The organism is Halorussus lipolyticus (genome assembly GCF_029338375.1).
GTDB classification, from domain to species: Archaea; Halobacteriota; Halobacteria; order Halobacteriales; family Haladaptataceae; genus Halorussus; species Halorussus lipolyticus.
In genome coordinates this window covers 322,328-338,237 of record NZ_CP119804.1, presented here as the reverse complement: position 1 = coordinate 338,237, position 15,910 = coordinate 322,328, and the positions used below count along the sequence as shown (strand labels likewise).

The following is a 15,910-nucleotide window of genomic DNA, read 5'->3' as shown; positions in this document are numbered from 1 at the left end:
CTCACACGCGCCGACCGCGGAGACGATTGTAATTGTTTCCTAGAGAAATAAAAACAATCGTTAGAAACTGCTTTTGATGTGTGGAAACGGGTGAGCCTCAGTCCTCGCTTTCCAGCACCGTCGCGTCGAAACTCGCCTCGCCGCCGTGGGAGTACTCGCCGTCGCTCCGAGGCGTAGACTGGACCGTCTCGAAAAAGCGGTCGGTAATCACGTCGCTGACGACGCTGGCGAGCGAGGCCTCCTCTTCCTCCTCGACTTCGCCCAACAGGCCGAGGGGAATCTGCGCGCCCGCCATGTCGGCGTGGCCGCCCGCGCTCCCGATTTGGCCGAACGCGGCCCGCATCGTCTCGCCGAGGTCGATGTCGGTCCCCCGCGCTCTGGCCGAGACGTAGACGGTGCCGTTCATGAATCCGTAGACCAGCGTCGTCGTGATTTCCTGCATGTTCAGCAGGTGGTCGGCGGCCTGCGCCAGCGCATCGCGGTCCGACAGCGCCCCGACGCAGGTCGCCAGTACGGTCCCCTCGATGCGCCGGTTGCCGATGGCCCGCGCAATCGTCTCGAAGGTGTCGGCGCTGACCGAGGGACTCTCAACGCGGTCCAGAATCCCGGTGTCGGCGCGGGGCAAGAGATACGAGGCGGCCTCGAAGTCGGCGGTCGAGACCTCCCGCGAGAAGTCCTTGGTGTCCACCCGGATGCCGTAGAGGAGGCCAGTCGCCACCGATTCCGAGAGGTCGAACCCGAGTCGCTGGATGTGTTCGGCCAGCAGGGTCGAGGTCGCGCCCACGTCGCTCCGGAGGTCCACGAATCCGGCCTCGACGGGTTCCTTCGGCGGGTGGTGGTCGATTACGATGTCCACCTCGGTGTCCTCGGGCAGTTGGTCGTTGACCCCCGGTCGGGAGTGGTCCACCAGCGCGATGCCCGCGAACTCGTCGCGGTCCAACTCGTCGGCGGACTCGAAGTTCCGCAAATCGAGGTCCAGCAGGTTGACGAACGCCCGGTTCTCCTGATGGGAGATGTCGCCGAAGTAGCAGGGTTCGGCCTCGACGCCGACCTCCTCGGCGATTCGGCACAGCGCCACCGCGCTGGCGATGGCGTCGGGGTCGGGGTTGTCGTGCATGAAGACGGCGAGTTTGCCGTCCACCCGCCGGAGCGCCCGCCGGAGGTTCGAGGTCCGAATCGCGTTCTCGCCGAGCGAGACCGCAAGCACCTGCTCGACTATCGCCGCGGTCGGGTCGATAACGTTGTCCGCCAACTCGACTATCCGACCACGCTGGCTCTCGTCACACCCCTTGCCGAGGTACGCGACGACGTAGGCCTCGGGGAACAACTCGACAGCGAGTTCGGCTGACCGGCGGTTGGTCTCGGGATTCCGGTCGGCCACGACGACAACCTCGGTGTCCTCGACGCCCGCCGAAACCGTCTCGCGGTCGGTCGGGTCGCCGACAGTCGCGGAGACGCCCTCCTCGCGGAGCGCGTCGATGCGACTCTCGGCGTCGTCGATGACCAGCAGGCTTCCCTGCCCGTCGGCAATCGCTTCCACGAGGGTCTGGCCGACGGTTCCACACCCGAGTATCAGCCGGGAAACCATCGTACCCCGCGGTTCCTGTTGCGCGGCCTAAAGTCTACCGTCTACGAGTTGTGGTCGGTTTCGGTCGAAGCGTTGGGATTTTAGGTCGCTTCGGCGGACTGCTCTCGATGGCTATCCGGTGTCGCCAGTCTCGCCCGTGAGAATCGAGCGGAAGCTACCTTCCGGAAGCAGGTCCGAAAAATGAACTCGCGGAAATCGAACCGCGGAAATCGAACCGAAGTCGATTAGCGAGCGACTCAGGCCACGAGCGCCGCGGCGGCGTCTGTGGCGAACTGCCAGACCGAACCGAAGCCGGGCAGAAGCAGGACCGTCACGACGGCGGCCGCGACGAGCGCGGTGTAGAGACCGACCGGCTTCGACTCGATGTCGAAGTCGCCCGAGGCGTCCTCTATCCACATCGCCTTGACGACCCGCGAGTAGTAGTACAGCGACAGCGCGCTGTTGATGGCACCGACCGCGGCAAGCCACCAGAACCCTGCGCGGACCGCGCCCGCGAACAGGAAGTACTTGCTCATGAAGCCGCCGAACGGCGGGAGGCCAGCGAGGCTGAACAGGAAGACGGTCATCGCCACGCAGGCGAACGGTGCCCGCGTCGCCAGACCGTTGTAGTCCTCGAAGGTCCGGCCGACCGACCAGTACTCCGCGAGGGCGATGAACAGGAACGCACCCGTGTTCATGAACCCGTAGACCAGCAGGTGGGCCATCCCGCCCGCCAGCACGAACTGGTCGCTACCGCCCGAGAGAGCGGCCAGCGCGATGAGGACGTAGCCCGCGTGTCCAATCGAGGAGTACGCGAGCATCCGCTTGACCTCGCTCTGGGTCGCGGCCGCGAAGTTACCGAGCGTCATGGTGACGACCGCGAGAATCTGGGCCGCGAGAACCCAGTCCACGCCGGCCGCCGCGCCGGTAACGAGGTCCTCGATGGGGAAGGCGACCGTCAGCACGCGGAAGGCCACGGCGAACCCGGCGGCCTTCGACGCCGACGAGAGGAAGGCCGCGACCGGTGCGGGCGCGCCTTCGTAGGCCTCGGGTGCCCAGAAGTGGAAGGGCACGGAGGCAGTCTTGTAGGCGAACCCGCCCAGAATCATCATGACGCCGATGCCCAGCACGCCCGTCAGGTCCGTCTCGGCGACGCCCGCGGCGACCTCCGGCAGGAGGAGCGACCCGGTGACACCGTAGACGAGGCTGATGCCGTAGACGAAGATGGCCGACGAGAGCGCGCCGATGAGGAAGTACTTCAGACCGGCCTCGACGCTCCCGCGGTTCTTCTTCAGGATGGCGACCAGCGCGAACGACGGCAGACTGGAGAGTTCGAGGCTGACGAACACGACCGCGAGACTGTTCGCGGCCGCCATCAGCGTCATCCCCGTCGCCGCCAGCATGACCAGCGCGTAGTACTCCGCCTGATAGGAGTGGTCGCGCATGTAGTCGTAACTTGCGACCACGACCAGCGTGGTGACGCTGGCGAACACCAACGCGAAGAACAGCGTCATCGTGTCCACGACGATGGTGTTCTGATAGAGCGAAATCGGCTCCTCGCCCGTGCCAGCCACGAGGTACCACGCCGAGAGACCGACCGCCGCCAGCGACCCGAAGGCCGCCGTGCCAGCCAGCAGACCGCGGTTAGTCGTGTCCGGGTCGATGCTGTCGAAGACCAACAGCAACAGCGCAGTCACCGCGAACACGAGGGTCGGACCGAGTGCGGTCCACGTCGGAAGTTCGACTGCCATCTATGCACCACCTCCGGTCGCCGGAACCAGCGGATCGACTGCGTTCTGAATCATGTCGTAGAAGATGCCCGGATCGACACCCAGCAGGATGACCAGCAGGATGAGGACCACGAGCGGGGCGACGTCGTGGAAGGCCGCGGGACCGACCTCGTAGTCGGTCTCGACCTCGAACTCGCCGAACAGGGTCCTCTGCATGGCGAACAGCAGGTAGCCCGCGACCACGACGATGCCGAACATCGCGGCGGCCGTGAACCAGACCGAGCCGGCGAACGCCCCGAACGAGCCGAGGAAGATGAACAGCTCCGCGGCGAAGCCGGCCATCAGCGGCAGGCCCATGTAACCGAACGCGCCCGCGACGAACACCGCCACGGTGATGGGCATCTTGCTAGCCAGCCCGGACATGTCCGAGACCATCCGGGTGTGGGTCGTGTTGTAGATGACGCCGACCGACATGAACATCAGGCCCGAGATGAGACCGTGCGCGACCATCTGGAAGGTCGCGCCGCCCATGCCGTAGAGCGTGTAGGCCACCAGTCCGAGGATGACGTACCCCATCGAGGAGACCGACGAGTACGCCACGATGCGCTTGAGGTCGGACTGGGCCAGCGCCAGCATCGCGCCGTAGATGACGCTGACTACCGCGAACACCGCGATGATGGGCGCGTTGTTCTGGGCGACCTCCGGGAGCATCGTGAAGTTGAACCGGAGCAGGGCGTAGGTACCCATCTTCAGGAGAACCCCGGCCAGCATGATGGAGACCGGCGTCGGGGCCTCGACGTGAGCGTCCGGAAGCCACGTGTGGAACGGAACCACCGGAACCTTCACCGCGAACCCGGCGAACATGGCGACGAACGCCGCCACCTTCAGGGTGCCCGCGCTGACCGGACCCAGACTACCGAGTTCGCCCGCGCGAAGCGCTTGGGCGATGGCCGGCATGTCGAGGCTCGTCACCGAGTCGCCGAGACCGAAGACGAGCGCGATGAACCCGATGAACATCACGAGGCTGGCGATGTTCGTATAGACGAACATCTTGATGGCCGCGTACTTGCGACGCGGACCGCCCCAGACGCCGATGAGGACGTACATCGGGACCAGCACCATCTCCCAGAAGACGAACCACAGGAAGAAGTCGAGCGCCGAGAAGACGCCCAACAGGCTCGCCTCCAAGAACAGCATCAGGCCGTAGAACTGGCTCTGACGCTCGTCGATGGGAGTCCACGACGCCAGCAGGGCCAGCGACGTGAGGACCGTGGTCAGCGCGACCAGCGGCATGCTGATGCCGTCGAGGCCGACGTGCCAACTCAGGCTGTACGGTCCGGCGACGACCCAGTTGAAGTTCGTCTCGAAGGCCAGTTCGCTCCCTGCGAGCAGGGCGTTGCCGCTGGCCTCGTACGTGCTGTACATCCAGAGGCTCCCGACCATCGGGAGCAGGCTGAGCGCGAACGCGAGCTTCCCGGCCACTTTGTTCGGGGCGAGGAAGACCGCGGCCGCGGACGCCAACGTCACCGCGATGAGTGCTTCAATCCACATTCAGAACCAACCTCCCATGAGACCGATGACGAGCAGTAGGACGACGAAGCTCGCCGTCAGCAGGAAGGCGTAGTTCGACACCACGCCGGTCTGAACGCGCTTGATGCGGTCGCCACCGAACAGGCTCACGCTGGAGACGCCGTTGACCACGCCGTCGATGACGCCTTGGTCGAACTTGTCCGCGGCGCGAGCCAGCGGCAGGGTGAACCCTTCCGCGAGCCAGACCTGATACTCGTCCTGATAGTAGTTGTTGAACAGCACCGTCTTCGCACCACCGAGTTTGTCGGTGTGCTCCTCGGGGTCCGGGACGGCGTAGAGCTTCCATGCGAGGCCCGCACCGGCAAGTGCGAGGGCCAGCGAGAGGCCCGCACCCAGCAGGACCGTCGTGACCTCCGAACCGATGGTGCCCGCCGAGTAGTGGGCGAAGTCGTGGAGGAGTTTGCTGTAGTGGTGGGCCGACAGGGCTTCGGGACCGCTGTCGAGCCACTGGTGCAGGAAGTCGATGCCCTTCACGCCGAGGACCTTCTGCACCGGGAGCATGTTGACGACGCCTGTGACCGCCGCGAGGACGCCGAGGACCGCGAGCGGTCCCTTGACGTTCCAGCGAACGTCGTGGGGGTTGCGCGCGGTGTCGGACCGAGGCTCACCGTGGAAGGTCAGCGCGACCATCCGGAAGGTGTAGAACCCGGTGAAGAACACCGCCAGCAGGCCCATCACGTAGGCCGCGAGCAGAAGCGGCGTGTTCAGGCCGTGGACGAGCGCCTCGTAGAGAATCTCGTCCTTCGACCAGAAGCCCGCGAACGGGACGATGCCCGCCAGCGCGAGCGACCCGGAGAGGAAGGTGTAGTAGGTCACGGGCATCCGGTCTTTGAGACCGCCCATGTCCCACATGTCCTCGTTGTGGTGCATTGCGATGATGACCGACCCTGCACCGAGGAACAACAGCGCCTTGAAGAAGGCGTGGGTCATCAGGTGGAAAGTCGATGCGACGTAGCCGCCAGCGCCCAGTCCGAGCATCATGTAGCCGTACTGGGAGATGGTCGAGTACGCCAGCACCTGCTTGATTTCGCGCTTGACGACGCCCATCGTGGCGGCGAACAGCGCCGTGAAGCCGCCGACGAACGCGATGAACGCGAGTACCTGCGGAAGCAGGGCGTAGAATCCGTAGATTCGCGCGACGAGGTAGACGCCCGCCGCGACCATCGTCGCCGCGTGAATCAGTGCGGAAACGGGGGTCGGACCCTCCATGGCGTCGGGAAGCCACGTGTGCAGGGGGAACTGCGCGGACTTGCCGACGACGCCGCCGAGGATGAGGAGTCCGAGGACCGCGAACCACGCCTGCGGGTCGAGACCGAGGTAGGTCGTCACCTCGGCCGCGCCCTCACCGGCGAGGACTTGCTCGGCGATGTGGGGGAACGATTCGAGGCTCTCGCTACCGATGAACATCGACGTGCCGAAGGTGGCGAAGACGCCGACGAGGCCGACGAGGAAGAAGTAGTCACCGAAGCGGGTGACGAGGAACGCCTTCTTCGCGGCGCTCGGCGGCGCGTCGTCCGTGAACCAGAAGCCGATGAGGAGCCACGAACACAGGCCCACCAGCTCGAAGAACATGAACGCCATCAGCAGGTTGTCCGCGAAGACGAACGACATCATGCTCGCGGTGAACAGGCCGAGACCGGCGTAGTACCGCGGCAGACCGTCTTCGTCCTCGTCGTTCATGTACCCGAGGCTGAAGATGTGGACCAAGAAGGCCACCAGCGAGACGATGACGAGCATCATCGCCGACAGCGGGTCCACGAGGACGCCCAGATGCAGGTCGAAGGTCGCTTCGCCAGCGCCTGCAACCCACGTGACGTACTCGTGGTAGGTCTCGCCGCCCGACACCGTGAGCATCACCCACAGCGACAGCACAAGCGAGCCACCCGTGGCGAGGATGCCGGGAATCGCGCCGCCCTTGGGGAGCAGTCGCGGGGCGAACGCACCGACGAACAACGCGATTAGGAACGATACGAACGGGAGGGCCGCGATGGCCGGAGTCAGTTCGAAGGGGAGTGCTGCCATCGTTTTACCACCTCATCGTAGTCGCTTCGGTTACGTCCACGTCCTTGAAGTTGCGATACAGGACGAGGATGATGCCGATACCGACCGCGACCTCTGCGGCCGCCAGTGCCAGCGTGAACAGGCTGAACGTCTGTCCCGTCAGGTTGCCGTGGAACCGCGAGAACGCGACGAGGTTGATGTTCGCCGCGTTCAGCATTAGCTCGACGCTCATCAGGAACAGCAGTGCGTTCCGGCGGGTCAGGATGCCGAACACGCCGATGCAGAAGACTGCGGCCGACAGCAGGAGATAGTACTCTATCGGTACCATCTACTGGTCACCTCCCTGCTCTCTGCCGCCGTCGGCGACAACCTCGCTCGGTTGGGATTCGTCGGAGTGGGCCCGCAGAGCCGACGTAATCGTGCCGCCCTCGTCGCGGCGGGCCAGCATGACCGCGCCGACGAGTGCGGCGACCAGCACGAGGTCGATGATTTCGAAGGGAATCAGGAACCCTTCGCTCGCAATGGCGTTGTCCGCCGCGATGTTGAACATCGCGTAGCCGATGCTAGCAGTGACGCCCGCGTCACCCGCGAATCCGGACGCGGCCTCGCCGAACTCGGCACCGAGGAAAACCCACGCCATCACCGCGAACAGTCCGAGCGCGGCCACGCCGGGCCACTTCTTGTTGTCGTCTGTATTCATATTCTCGATACCTCCTCTTCGGTCGTAGCCTGGCGCGTCAGCATCACGGCGAACGTGATGAGGATGAGAACCCCGCCAACGTAGACGAGGACCTGCATCGCCGCGAGGAACTCCGCCTGTAACATCACGTAATGAACCGCGACGGAGAGTAGCGCGACACCCAGCAGTAACGCTGACTGCCACACGTCCTGCACCAGGACGACGCCCAGACTGCTCGCTATCGTTACGAGAGCGAACAGCCCGAACGTGAGTAGTTCGTATGCCATCTCAGTCACCTTGAAATTCTGGTAATCGTCCTTTTAACGTTTCGAGACGGACTTACTGGTAGTCCACCTCGCCTTCGCCCTCGCCGATCCACGCGCCTCGGTCGGGTTCCCGCGATTCGAGCGGGTCCATGTCCTTGTACCACGGCACGTTCTTCAACTGCTCTTTGTTGTAGACGAGGTCGCCTTTGGTGTCGCCCGTGAACTCGAAGTTCTCCGTCAGCAGGATGGCGTCCACCGGGCAGACCTCCTCACAGAGCCGACAGTAGATGCACTGTCCGATGTGGAGGTTGTACTGCTCGCCGTTGCGCTGGTCGTCCTGAACGATTTGAATCGTGTCGTTCGGACAGACGTTCTCGCACTGGCGACACCAGATGCAACGCTCTTGGCTGAACTTGTGGACCCCACGGAACCGGGGGCTTACTTCGGGAGCCACGTCAGGGTACTCGACCGTGAACGTGGTCCCGTCCAGTGCGTGCTTCATCGTCGTTGCCATCGATTTCAGTACACCAATCATTAGAGCATCACCCCAACGATGACGGCCGTCAGGACGAGGTTAGCGAAGCTCAACACGAGCATGCCCTTCCAGCCGATCTCGATGAGTTGGTCGATACGGACGCGGGGAACTGCCGACCGCGCCCACTGCGTGAACAGGAAGACCGCCCAAATCTTGACGACGAACCAGACGAAGTTGAGCGACTCGGGAATGAAGGGACCGGTCGGGCCGCCGAGGAACAGCGTGGCGACGATGGCCCCACCGAGGAAGATGTGGATGAACTCGCCGAGGTAGAACAGCACGAAGTACACCGACGAGTACTCGGTCTGGTATCCGGCGACGATTTCGGTCGGGGCTTCGGGGATGTCGAAGGGGTTCCGACCGACTTCCGCGAGGTTCGCCACCATGAACAGGATGAACGCGAAGGGGTTCACGAACGCGAACCACGACGGAATCGTGATGCCCGCGATGGTGAACAGCGGTTCCTGCTGGGCCGCCACGATTTGGCTCATCTGGAGCGTGTCGGTGAACAGCACGACCGACGCCGCCGTGATGACGAGCGGAATCTCGTAGGCGATGTTCTGGGCAATCGCACGCAGACCGCCCATCAGCGAGTACTTGTTACTCGACGCGTAGCCCGCCATCGCCAGTCCCAGCGTGGCGATGGAGGCCACCGCGAACACGTAGGCCATCCCGGTCTCGGGGTCGGCCAGTTGCAGATTGACGCCGAAGATGTGCCCCATCGGGATGACTCCGAAGCCCAACAGCGCCGACGACGCGACCACGAGAGGAGCGAGGTCGAACGCCGGTCGGTCGACGTTATCGGGAATGATGAGTTCCTTCGAGAGGAGTCGAAGCGCGTCCGCCGCGATGATGAGGAGGCCGGCGGGACCGACCCGGTTGACTGCGATTCGGTCGGTGAACGCGGCGGTAATCTTCCGCTTGGCCCACGGGCCAGCGACGGCGGTCATCGTCAGCATGATGTTGCCGACGATGAACGCGGCGATGAAGGCCGCGACGGCCTCCTGCCAGATGGCCATGTTCGAGCCGAACAGCCACTTCCCGATTGTCTCGGGGAGCAGAGGCTCTGCCTGTCCTTGGAGGGGGACGAACATTATCGACCCACCTCCTCGAACGTCGCTCGGTCAGCGCGTACTACCTGCGTCATGATGAATCAGCCCCGTTTGACCGCGGGACGGCCGAGACGGAGGAGTTCTCCGGGCCGGATTCGCGGGAGTTAGTCTGTGGTCCTGTGCGACTGGAAACCGTGTCTCGGGCAACGCCGTTCATTGTTCCACGCTCCGTTGGGAACGGTCGGGGTTGCGGACCCACCGAACGGCACCGTTGCGCCACGCCCATCCGAGACCCACTACGAGAACGCCGATGAAGATCAGCATCGGGAGGAGTGCTCCCGTCAGGCCGACGCCCTCCATCGAGACCGCTCGACGGTAAATAACCGTCCAAGGGAAGATGAGAACGGTCTCGATGTCGAAGACGACGAACAGCAACGCGACCATGTAGTACTGGATGTTGAAACGGATTCGCGTGCCGCCCGTCGGCACTTCACCGCTCTCGTAGGTGGTGGTTTTTCCTTGTTCGGGCACGGAGGGCCGGATTAGGCTGGACACCGCCATCATCCCGAGCGGTATCAACAGCCCCACCAGCGCCAGCGCGCCAATAGCTATCCATGGATTCATGCGGATATTCTCCTACCACGCGGAGATTATGAGCGCACCCCTATAAGCGTTGATTCTTGCGATTCCAACGAATCTGGCCGCCTCAAGCGCGTTTCGCAGGCTTGACGGTTTCTGTCGGGAAACGGAATGTTTCGAGTCGAATCCGACGACTCGCAGGGTTCACAGACGCTACCGAGCGATTGTCAACCCACAGAACTGACGTTAAGCAGATACAACCGGACGAACCCACCGCGAAACGGTCGGAGATGTCGGTTCACGACCGGTTCGGTCGGCCCTCCCGGCCGGTTTCATCGGCGCTACCGGGCGTGGAATTTCGACTGTCGAGCGTTGATTTTACCTCCGACCGGTCCGTGACCGGGGCTGGCCGCGGATGCGCTGTCTCGAAATCCCCGATTGCGTCTGTTCGGCGACTGGAGCCGGAAACAACTCGAAATTGCTAAGGAAAATAAGGAGCGTTCTCTCGCAATTATTTCCAATTTCGAGCGGGGACGACGGAGGCCCGGCACTGGTCGTCGCCAGTCTGCGTCAGTCGCCGTCTGTCACTCGCGCTCGCTTCGGAAACCGGGCGTCCCCTGTTCGTGGAGTCGCCGGGACACGTCGGCCACGCCCGCTTGCAGGTCGTCGTGGTACTCGACCAACTCCTCGCGCAGGTCGTCGTGCTGGCGGGCGAGAATCTGGACTGCCGATAGCGCGGCGTTGAACGACTTGCCCGCGTCCACCGCGACGAGGGGCGCGCCCTGTGGCATCCCGACCACGGAGGGGAGGGACTTCTCTTGGACCGGCACGCCGACGACCGGCAGGGGGTAGGCCAGCGAGGCCGTCATGTTCGGCAGGTCGGCGGACTTCCCGCCAGCGCCCGCGATGATTACGTCGAGGCCGCGGTCCTCGGCAGTTTCCGCGTAGGCGTACATCAACTCGGGCGTCCGGTGGGCCGACACCACGTAGGTCTCGAAGGTGAATCGGGCCTCGGGCGGGTCGTCGTAATCGGTGATTTCCTCGAAACCTAGTTCGGTCAGGGCGTCGTAGGCTCCGGGTCGCCCTTCTTCGGACCCCGCCATCACGTCGAGGTCCGAGTCGCTTCCCATGATGATGCCGATTTCGGGAGTGTCCTCGGGATTTCTGTCGCGCTCTGCCTCCGCTCGGATGTCGTCGATGAGTTGCTGAAGTTCGCTCATTCGAAAGTCACCTCGTCGCGCAAGTCGCGGGCGTCTCGAAGCAGTTCTTCGGTGTCGCTTTCGGCCTCGCCGATTACGGTCAGGTGGCCCATCTTCCGCAGGGGATAGACTTCGTGCTTGCCGTACCAGTGGTAACTCGCGTCGGGATGGGACAGAATCTCCTCGTCGCCCGAGAGGTCGGCGGGTTGGCGCTCCTCGATGTCGCCGAGAATGTTCGCCATCGCAATCGGACTCCGGAGGTCGGTCGCGCCGAGCGGTCGCCCAGTCACGCCGCGAACGTGTTGCTCGAACTGGGAGGTCAGCGCGCCCTCGATGGTGTAGTGGCCCGAGTTGTGGGGTCGCGGGGCGATTTCGTTGACCGAAATCTCCCCGTCGGGAGCCTTGAACATCTCGATACCGTAGACGCCGCGCCCCGACAGCAGGTCCAACACGTCTTCTGCCACCTCGCGGGCGCGCTCGGCGACGGCCTCGTCGGTCCGGGCCGGAACCACCGTCTCGCGCAGAATCTCCTCGCGGTGGACGTTCTCGCCGAGGGGGAAGGTCGCAGTCTCACCCGCTCCCTTCGCGCCAATCACGGACACCTCGCGCTCGAAGTCCACGAACTCCTCGACCATCGCGTTCGCGCCCTCGCCGTCGGTGGTCTCCTCGATTTCGGCCAGCGCCGCCCCGACATCCGCCTCGTCCTCGATGGGGACGTTCCCCCGGCCGTCGTAGCCGCCTTCGCGGGCCTTGAGCATGACCGGATAGCCGAACTCGTCCAGCGCCGCCTCCAAGTCCTCGCGGTCGTCAACCTGCCGGAAGTCGGGCACCGGAATCCCGGCCTCGCGCAGGGCCTCCTTCTGGACCAACTTGTCCTGAATCGTCCGGAGCGTCTCGGGGTCGGGGTGGACCGGCACGTCGAACTCCCAGCCGACCGCCTCCAGCAGGTCGGGGTCGGCCAACTCGATTTCATACGTTAGGTAGTCCGCGCGCGAGGCCAACTCCCGAACGCCCTCCTCGTCGTCGAACTCGCCGACGATTTGGTCGCGGGCGACCGGCGAGGCCGGGCACTCGGGCGTCGGGTCGAGGACCACGACTTCGACGCCGAGGGGTGCGGCCGCCTCCGCCAACATCCGGCCGAGCTGTCCGCCGCCGACGACGCCAAGCGTCTCTGTGTCGCTCATCTACCCGTGAGTTGTGGATAGGTCTGCATAAGATTTGCCAACTCGGACTGGCGATATGCAAGAATGTGGTTACTCGCCCGCCTGTGGTCGGCGGTAGTCCTCGTCGATGAAGAAGACCGTCTCGCTTCCCCACAGGGTCATCTCCTCCTCGTAGGCGCGATAGCCGTCGAGGCGGTCGGCCACCGCGCTCCGGTCGCCAGCACGGGCGATGACGACCGGCGGCGGGTTCGACCCGACCTCGTTCAACTTCACGGTGCTATCGACTTCAGCGCCGTACTTCTCGGTGTACCACGGGAGCGGCAGGCGGTCGTACCAGCCACCGCCCGCAGACCACCGGTCGTTCTCCGTCTCGTCCTCGACGTAGAAGTCGGTCCCGTAGTACAGCACGTCGGTCCCCTCGTTCTGCTTCGAGGCGTAGCGAACTCGTTCGAGCGTGTCCCCGAGGCCGGACGCGGGTTGGCCGTACTGGACCAGTTTGTTCCGCTCGCTCTCGCCGTCGAGGTACTGGTCTGCGGGGTGCTGGTAGGTCGTGGTGACTCCGGTCGCCGCGACCTGTCCGGCGACCAGCAACACCAGCAAGGCCGCCAACGTCGCGCTCACCGCGTCACCATCCGTGATGGCCTCCGCGCCCCATCGGACGAGAATCGCCAACCCGACGCCCGCCGGAATCACCAGCGGCACGACGGCGTGGATGACCTCCCACGGGAAGGCGTTCTCCACGATGACGGGATAGCCCAGCACGCTGACGAAGCCCCAGTAGAAGGTGAACGAAACCACGTCTCGGGGTCGCTCGCCGACGTACCGGTCGGTGACGAACCCCACGACCGACAGCGCCAGCAGTGCGGCCGACCCGGCCCACAGCACCGCGCCGAGCGACTTGAACGTCGAGAGGTACGACTTTTGGTTCCCCTCACCCCACTTGCTGACGAACGACTCCCACGACCCGACAGTGGCCTCCTCGATTACCGCCGGGAACATCCCCGGATTCGAGAAGGCCTTCCAGAGACCGGGGTCGGAGGTGGGTCCTGCCCGCGGCGCGTAGAAGAAAATCACGACCGCGAAGAAGAACAGAATCCCCAGCACGAGGTGGAGACCCCACCGGCCGACCCAGAGCGCGCGCCACGCCTCGCGGGCCTCCTCGCGCAGGAAGGCCTTCCGGTCGTCGGCCCCCGCCACCAACTGAAGTCGGTGGTCGAACAGCAGGACGGCCGCGCCGACCCACGTCACGACGTAGACCAGCACGTTCTCCTTGGTGGTGAACGCCAGCGCGAGCATCAGCGTCCCGAGGTAGAGATACCGCGGTTTCTTCGTGTCGAACAGCCGAGTGTAGAACGCCAGCGCGTACACCATGAACGCCGCCAGCAGAACGTCGTTGCGCATGAACCGCGAGTAGTAGAGGACGACGGGGTTAGCCGCGAAGAAGAGACCGACGGCTATCATCTCGACCCGGCGCAGTCGCTCGCGGAACAGCCACGCGGTCAGCGGCAGTAAGCCCGAAACTACTGCGACTGGGAGGCGAGCGAGGAAGTCGCTCGCGCCGAACCACTGGAACAGGTACTTGTTGACGTGGTAGAGGAAGGGGCCGTGGATGACGGCGTGGTACTCCCAGATGCCGTTTTCGGCGTAGCGCAGAATCCAGTAACCGACCCGTGCCTCGTCCCAGTGAAACGTCCGCGACCCGAGCGCGAACAGTCGGAGCGACAGCGACAACAGCGTCACCGCGAGGACCGCCACGGCAGTCCTCGTGCCGACCGACCGACCGAACGCGCTCGCCGACTCGGGGGTCCACCGCCGAGTCGTCGCGGACTGCTCGTCAGCAGTCATCGTTTCCGGAATCCATCCCGAGGGATACAAGTTTTCCGGAGAACGGTAGTTCTTTTACGCGCCCAAACCTCGGTCCCGACATGGTTTCGCTCGGTCTCGTCGTCTCGCGGTTCAACCGCGAGGTCACCGAACAGATGGAAGAACACGCCCACGAGGCCGCCGCCGACCGCGGTGCCGAGGTGGTCGAGACCCTCCACGTCCCCGGCGCATACGACTCGCCGCTGGCGGCCGACCGACTGGCCCGCCGCGACGAAATCGACGCCGTGGCAGTGGTCGGAACCGTCGTGACCGGTGATACCGACCACGACCAAGTTATCACCGACGCGGCCGCCCAAGGCCTGACCGACGTGAGCCTCGACCGAGACAAACCCGTCACATTTGGGGTCTCCGGACCGGGGATGTCCGGGGCGGAAGCCCGCGAGCGTGTCACCAAGGGCGAAGAAGCAGTAGACGCCGCAATCGAACTCGCGGAGGAACTCTAACATGCACTTCTCAGACAGGATTCAGCGCGTCGAACCGAGCGCAACTCTCGCAATCAGCAACCTCGCCGGCGAACTGGAAGCCGAGGGCGCTGACGTGGTAGACCTGAGCGTCGGCGAACCCGACTTCCCGACGCCCGAGAACATCGTGGACGCCGGACAGGACGCGATGGACGCCGGACACACCGGCTACACGTCCTCGAACGGAATTGCAGAACTCAAAGAAGCCATCGCCGAGAAACTGCAAGCCGACGGCCTCGACCACGAGGCCGAGAACGTCATCGTCACGCCCGGTGCGAAGCAGGCGCTCTACGAGGCCATCCAGACCCTCGTCGACGACGGCGACGAAGTGGTCCTGCTCGACCCGGCGTGGGTCTCCTACGAGGCGATGGTCAAGTTGGCCGGTGGGGACCTCAACCGCGTTGACCTCGCGCCCCACGACTTCCAACTCGAACCCGCGCTGGACGAACTTGGCGAGGAGATTTCCGACGAGACGGAACTCCTCGTGGTCAACTCGCCGAACAACCCCACCGGCGCGGTCTACTCCGATAGCGCGCTAGCGGGCGTTGCCGACCTCGCGGTCGAACACGACGTGACCGTCATCAGCGACGAGATTTACCAGCAAATCACCTACGGCGAGGAGCCGACCAGTCTCGGCACCTTCGAGGGGATGGCCGACCGGACCGTCACGGTCAACGGTTTCTCGAAGGCCTACTCGATGACCGGGTGGCGACTCGGCTACTTCGCCGCGCCCGAGGCGGTCATTTCCCAAGCCGGAAAGCTTCATTCCCACTCGGTCTCTTGTGCGACCAACTTCGTCCAGCACGCGGGCATCGAGGCCCTGCGGAACACCGACGAGTCGGTCTCCGAGATGGTCGAGGCCTTCGCCGAGCGCAGAGAGTTCCTGCTGGACAGACTCGGCGACGAGGACGTAGCGGCCCCCGAACCGGACGGCGCGTTCTACCTGATGATACCCGTCGCTGACGACGACCAGACGTGGTGCGAGGACGCCCTCGAACAGGCCCACGTCGCCACCGTTCCGGGGAGCGCGTTCGGTGCGCCGGGCTACGCCCGCATCTCCTACGCCAACAGCAAGGAGCGTATCGGCGAAGCGGTCGATAGACTCGTGGACGCCGACCTGCTGTAGGCCGGCGTCACGTCACTCCGCGAACGTCGTTCTCGCTTTGTGAGAACTACCAGTTAGATTAAGGGATTTGTCGTCCTA

15 protein-coding genes are annotated in these 15,910 nt (G+C 64.4%); 2 read left to right on the top strand and 13 right to left on the bottom strand.

What is annotated here, in order from left to right; all coding sequences use genetic code 11:
• Nucleotides 1-97: 97 nt before the first annotated feature.
• The 13 genes from P2T57_RS01745 to P2T57_RS01685 form a co-directional block, all read right to left on the bottom strand.
• Nucleotides 98-1,588 (bottom strand): DHH family phosphoesterase, encoded by a 1,491-nt coding sequence (locus tag P2T57_RS01745; RefSeq protein WP_276300755.1) that lies wholly within the window; start codon nucleotides 1,586-1,588, stop codon nucleotides 98-100.
• A 236-nt stretch (nucleotides 1,589-1,824) separates the two neighbouring features.
• A complete protein-coding gene (locus tag P2T57_RS01740; RefSeq protein ID WP_276300754.1) occupies nucleotides 1,825-3,318 on the bottom strand; it encodes an NADH-quinone oxidoreductase subunit N in 1,494 nt (497 codons plus the stop codon).
• Entirely contained in the window at nucleotides 3,319-4,848 is a 1,530-nt protein-coding gene (locus P2T57_RS01735) for a complex I subunit 4 family protein (protein ID WP_276300753.1), read from the bottom strand.
• Nucleotides 4,849-6,909: an NADH-quinone oxidoreductase subunit L gene (nuoL, locus tag P2T57_RS01730; protein ID WP_276300752.1), complete on the bottom strand. Its 2,061-nt coding sequence runs from the start codon at nucleotides 6,907-6,909 to the stop codon at nucleotides 4,849-4,851.
• A 4-nt stretch (nucleotides 6,910-6,913) separates the two neighbouring features.
• The gene (nuoK, locus tag P2T57_RS01725; RefSeq protein ID WP_276300751.1) at nucleotides 6,914-7,216 is read right to left on the bottom strand and encodes an NADH-quinone oxidoreductase subunit NuoK; all 303 of its coding nucleotides are present in this window, start codon (nucleotides 7,214-7,216) and stop codon (nucleotides 6,914-6,916) included.
• Nucleotides 7,217-7,588, bottom strand: coding sequence for an NADH-quinone oxidoreductase subunit J family protein (locus tag P2T57_RS01720; protein ID WP_276300750.1), 372 nt, complete (start codon nucleotides 7,586-7,588; stop codon nucleotides 7,217-7,219).
• On the bottom strand, nucleotides 7,585-7,854 hold the full coding sequence (locus P2T57_RS01715) for an NADH-quinone oxidoreductase subunit J (RefSeq protein ID WP_276302135.1): 270 nt from the start codon (nucleotides 7,852-7,854) through the stop codon (nucleotides 7,585-7,587). Before P2T57_RS01715 ends, P2T57_RS01720 begins: the two co-directional genes overlap by 4 nt.
• 52 nt (nucleotides 7,855-7,906) lie before the next feature.
• Nucleotides 7,907-8,368, bottom strand: coding sequence for a NuoI/complex I 23 kDa subunit family protein (locus P2T57_RS01710; protein WP_276300749.1), 462 nt, complete (start codon nucleotides 8,366-8,368; stop codon nucleotides 7,907-7,909).
• Nucleotides 8,368-9,462, bottom strand: a complete 1,095-nt coding sequence (locus P2T57_RS01705) for a complex I subunit 1/NuoH family protein (protein ID WP_420028507.1) — start codon at nucleotides 9,460-9,462, stop codon at nucleotides 8,368-8,370. Before P2T57_RS01705 ends, P2T57_RS01710 begins: the two co-directional genes overlap by 1 nt.
• A 171-nt stretch (nucleotides 9,463-9,633) precedes the next feature.
• A complete protein-coding gene (locus tag P2T57_RS01700; RefSeq protein WP_276300748.1) occupies nucleotides 9,634-10,044 on the bottom strand; it encodes an NADH-quinone oxidoreductase subunit A in 411 nt (136 codons plus the stop codon).
• A gap of 539 nt (nucleotides 10,045-10,583) precedes the next feature.
• Nucleotides 10,584-11,219 (bottom strand): 5-(carboxyamino)imidazole ribonucleotide mutase, encoded by a 636-nt coding sequence (gene purE, locus P2T57_RS01695; RefSeq protein WP_276300747.1) that lies wholly within the window; start codon nucleotides 11,217-11,219, stop codon nucleotides 10,584-10,586.
• A complete protein-coding gene (locus P2T57_RS01690) occupies nucleotides 11,216-12,382 on the bottom strand; it encodes a 5-(carboxyamino)imidazole ribonucleotide synthase (RefSeq protein WP_276300746.1) in 1,167 nt (388 codons plus the stop codon). The genes purE and P2T57_RS01690 overlap by 4 nt, the downstream gene beginning before the upstream one ends.
• Before the next feature lie 69 nt (nucleotides 12,383-12,451).
• The gene (locus tag P2T57_RS01685; protein ID WP_276300745.1) at nucleotides 12,452-14,206 is read right to left on the bottom strand and encodes a flippase activity-associated protein Agl23; all 1,755 of its coding nucleotides are present in this window, start codon (nucleotides 14,204-14,206) and stop codon (nucleotides 12,452-12,454) included.
• An 80-nt stretch (nucleotides 14,207-14,286) separates the two neighbouring features.
• On the opposite strand from P2T57_RS01685, the gene ribH reads away from it, so the two are divergent.
• Complete coding sequence (gene ribH, locus P2T57_RS01680; RefSeq protein ID WP_276300744.1) at nucleotides 14,287-14,688, top strand: 6,7-dimethyl-8-ribityllumazine synthase; 402 nt, start codon at nucleotides 14,287-14,289, stop codon at nucleotides 14,686-14,688.
• 1 nt (nucleotide 14,689) lies between these two features.
• Nucleotides 14,690-15,832, top strand: a complete 1,143-nt coding sequence (locus P2T57_RS01675) for a pyridoxal phosphate-dependent aminotransferase (RefSeq protein WP_276300743.1) — start codon at nucleotides 14,690-14,692, stop codon at nucleotides 15,830-15,832.
• The last annotated feature ends 78 nt before the right edge of the window (nucleotides 15,833-15,910 follow it).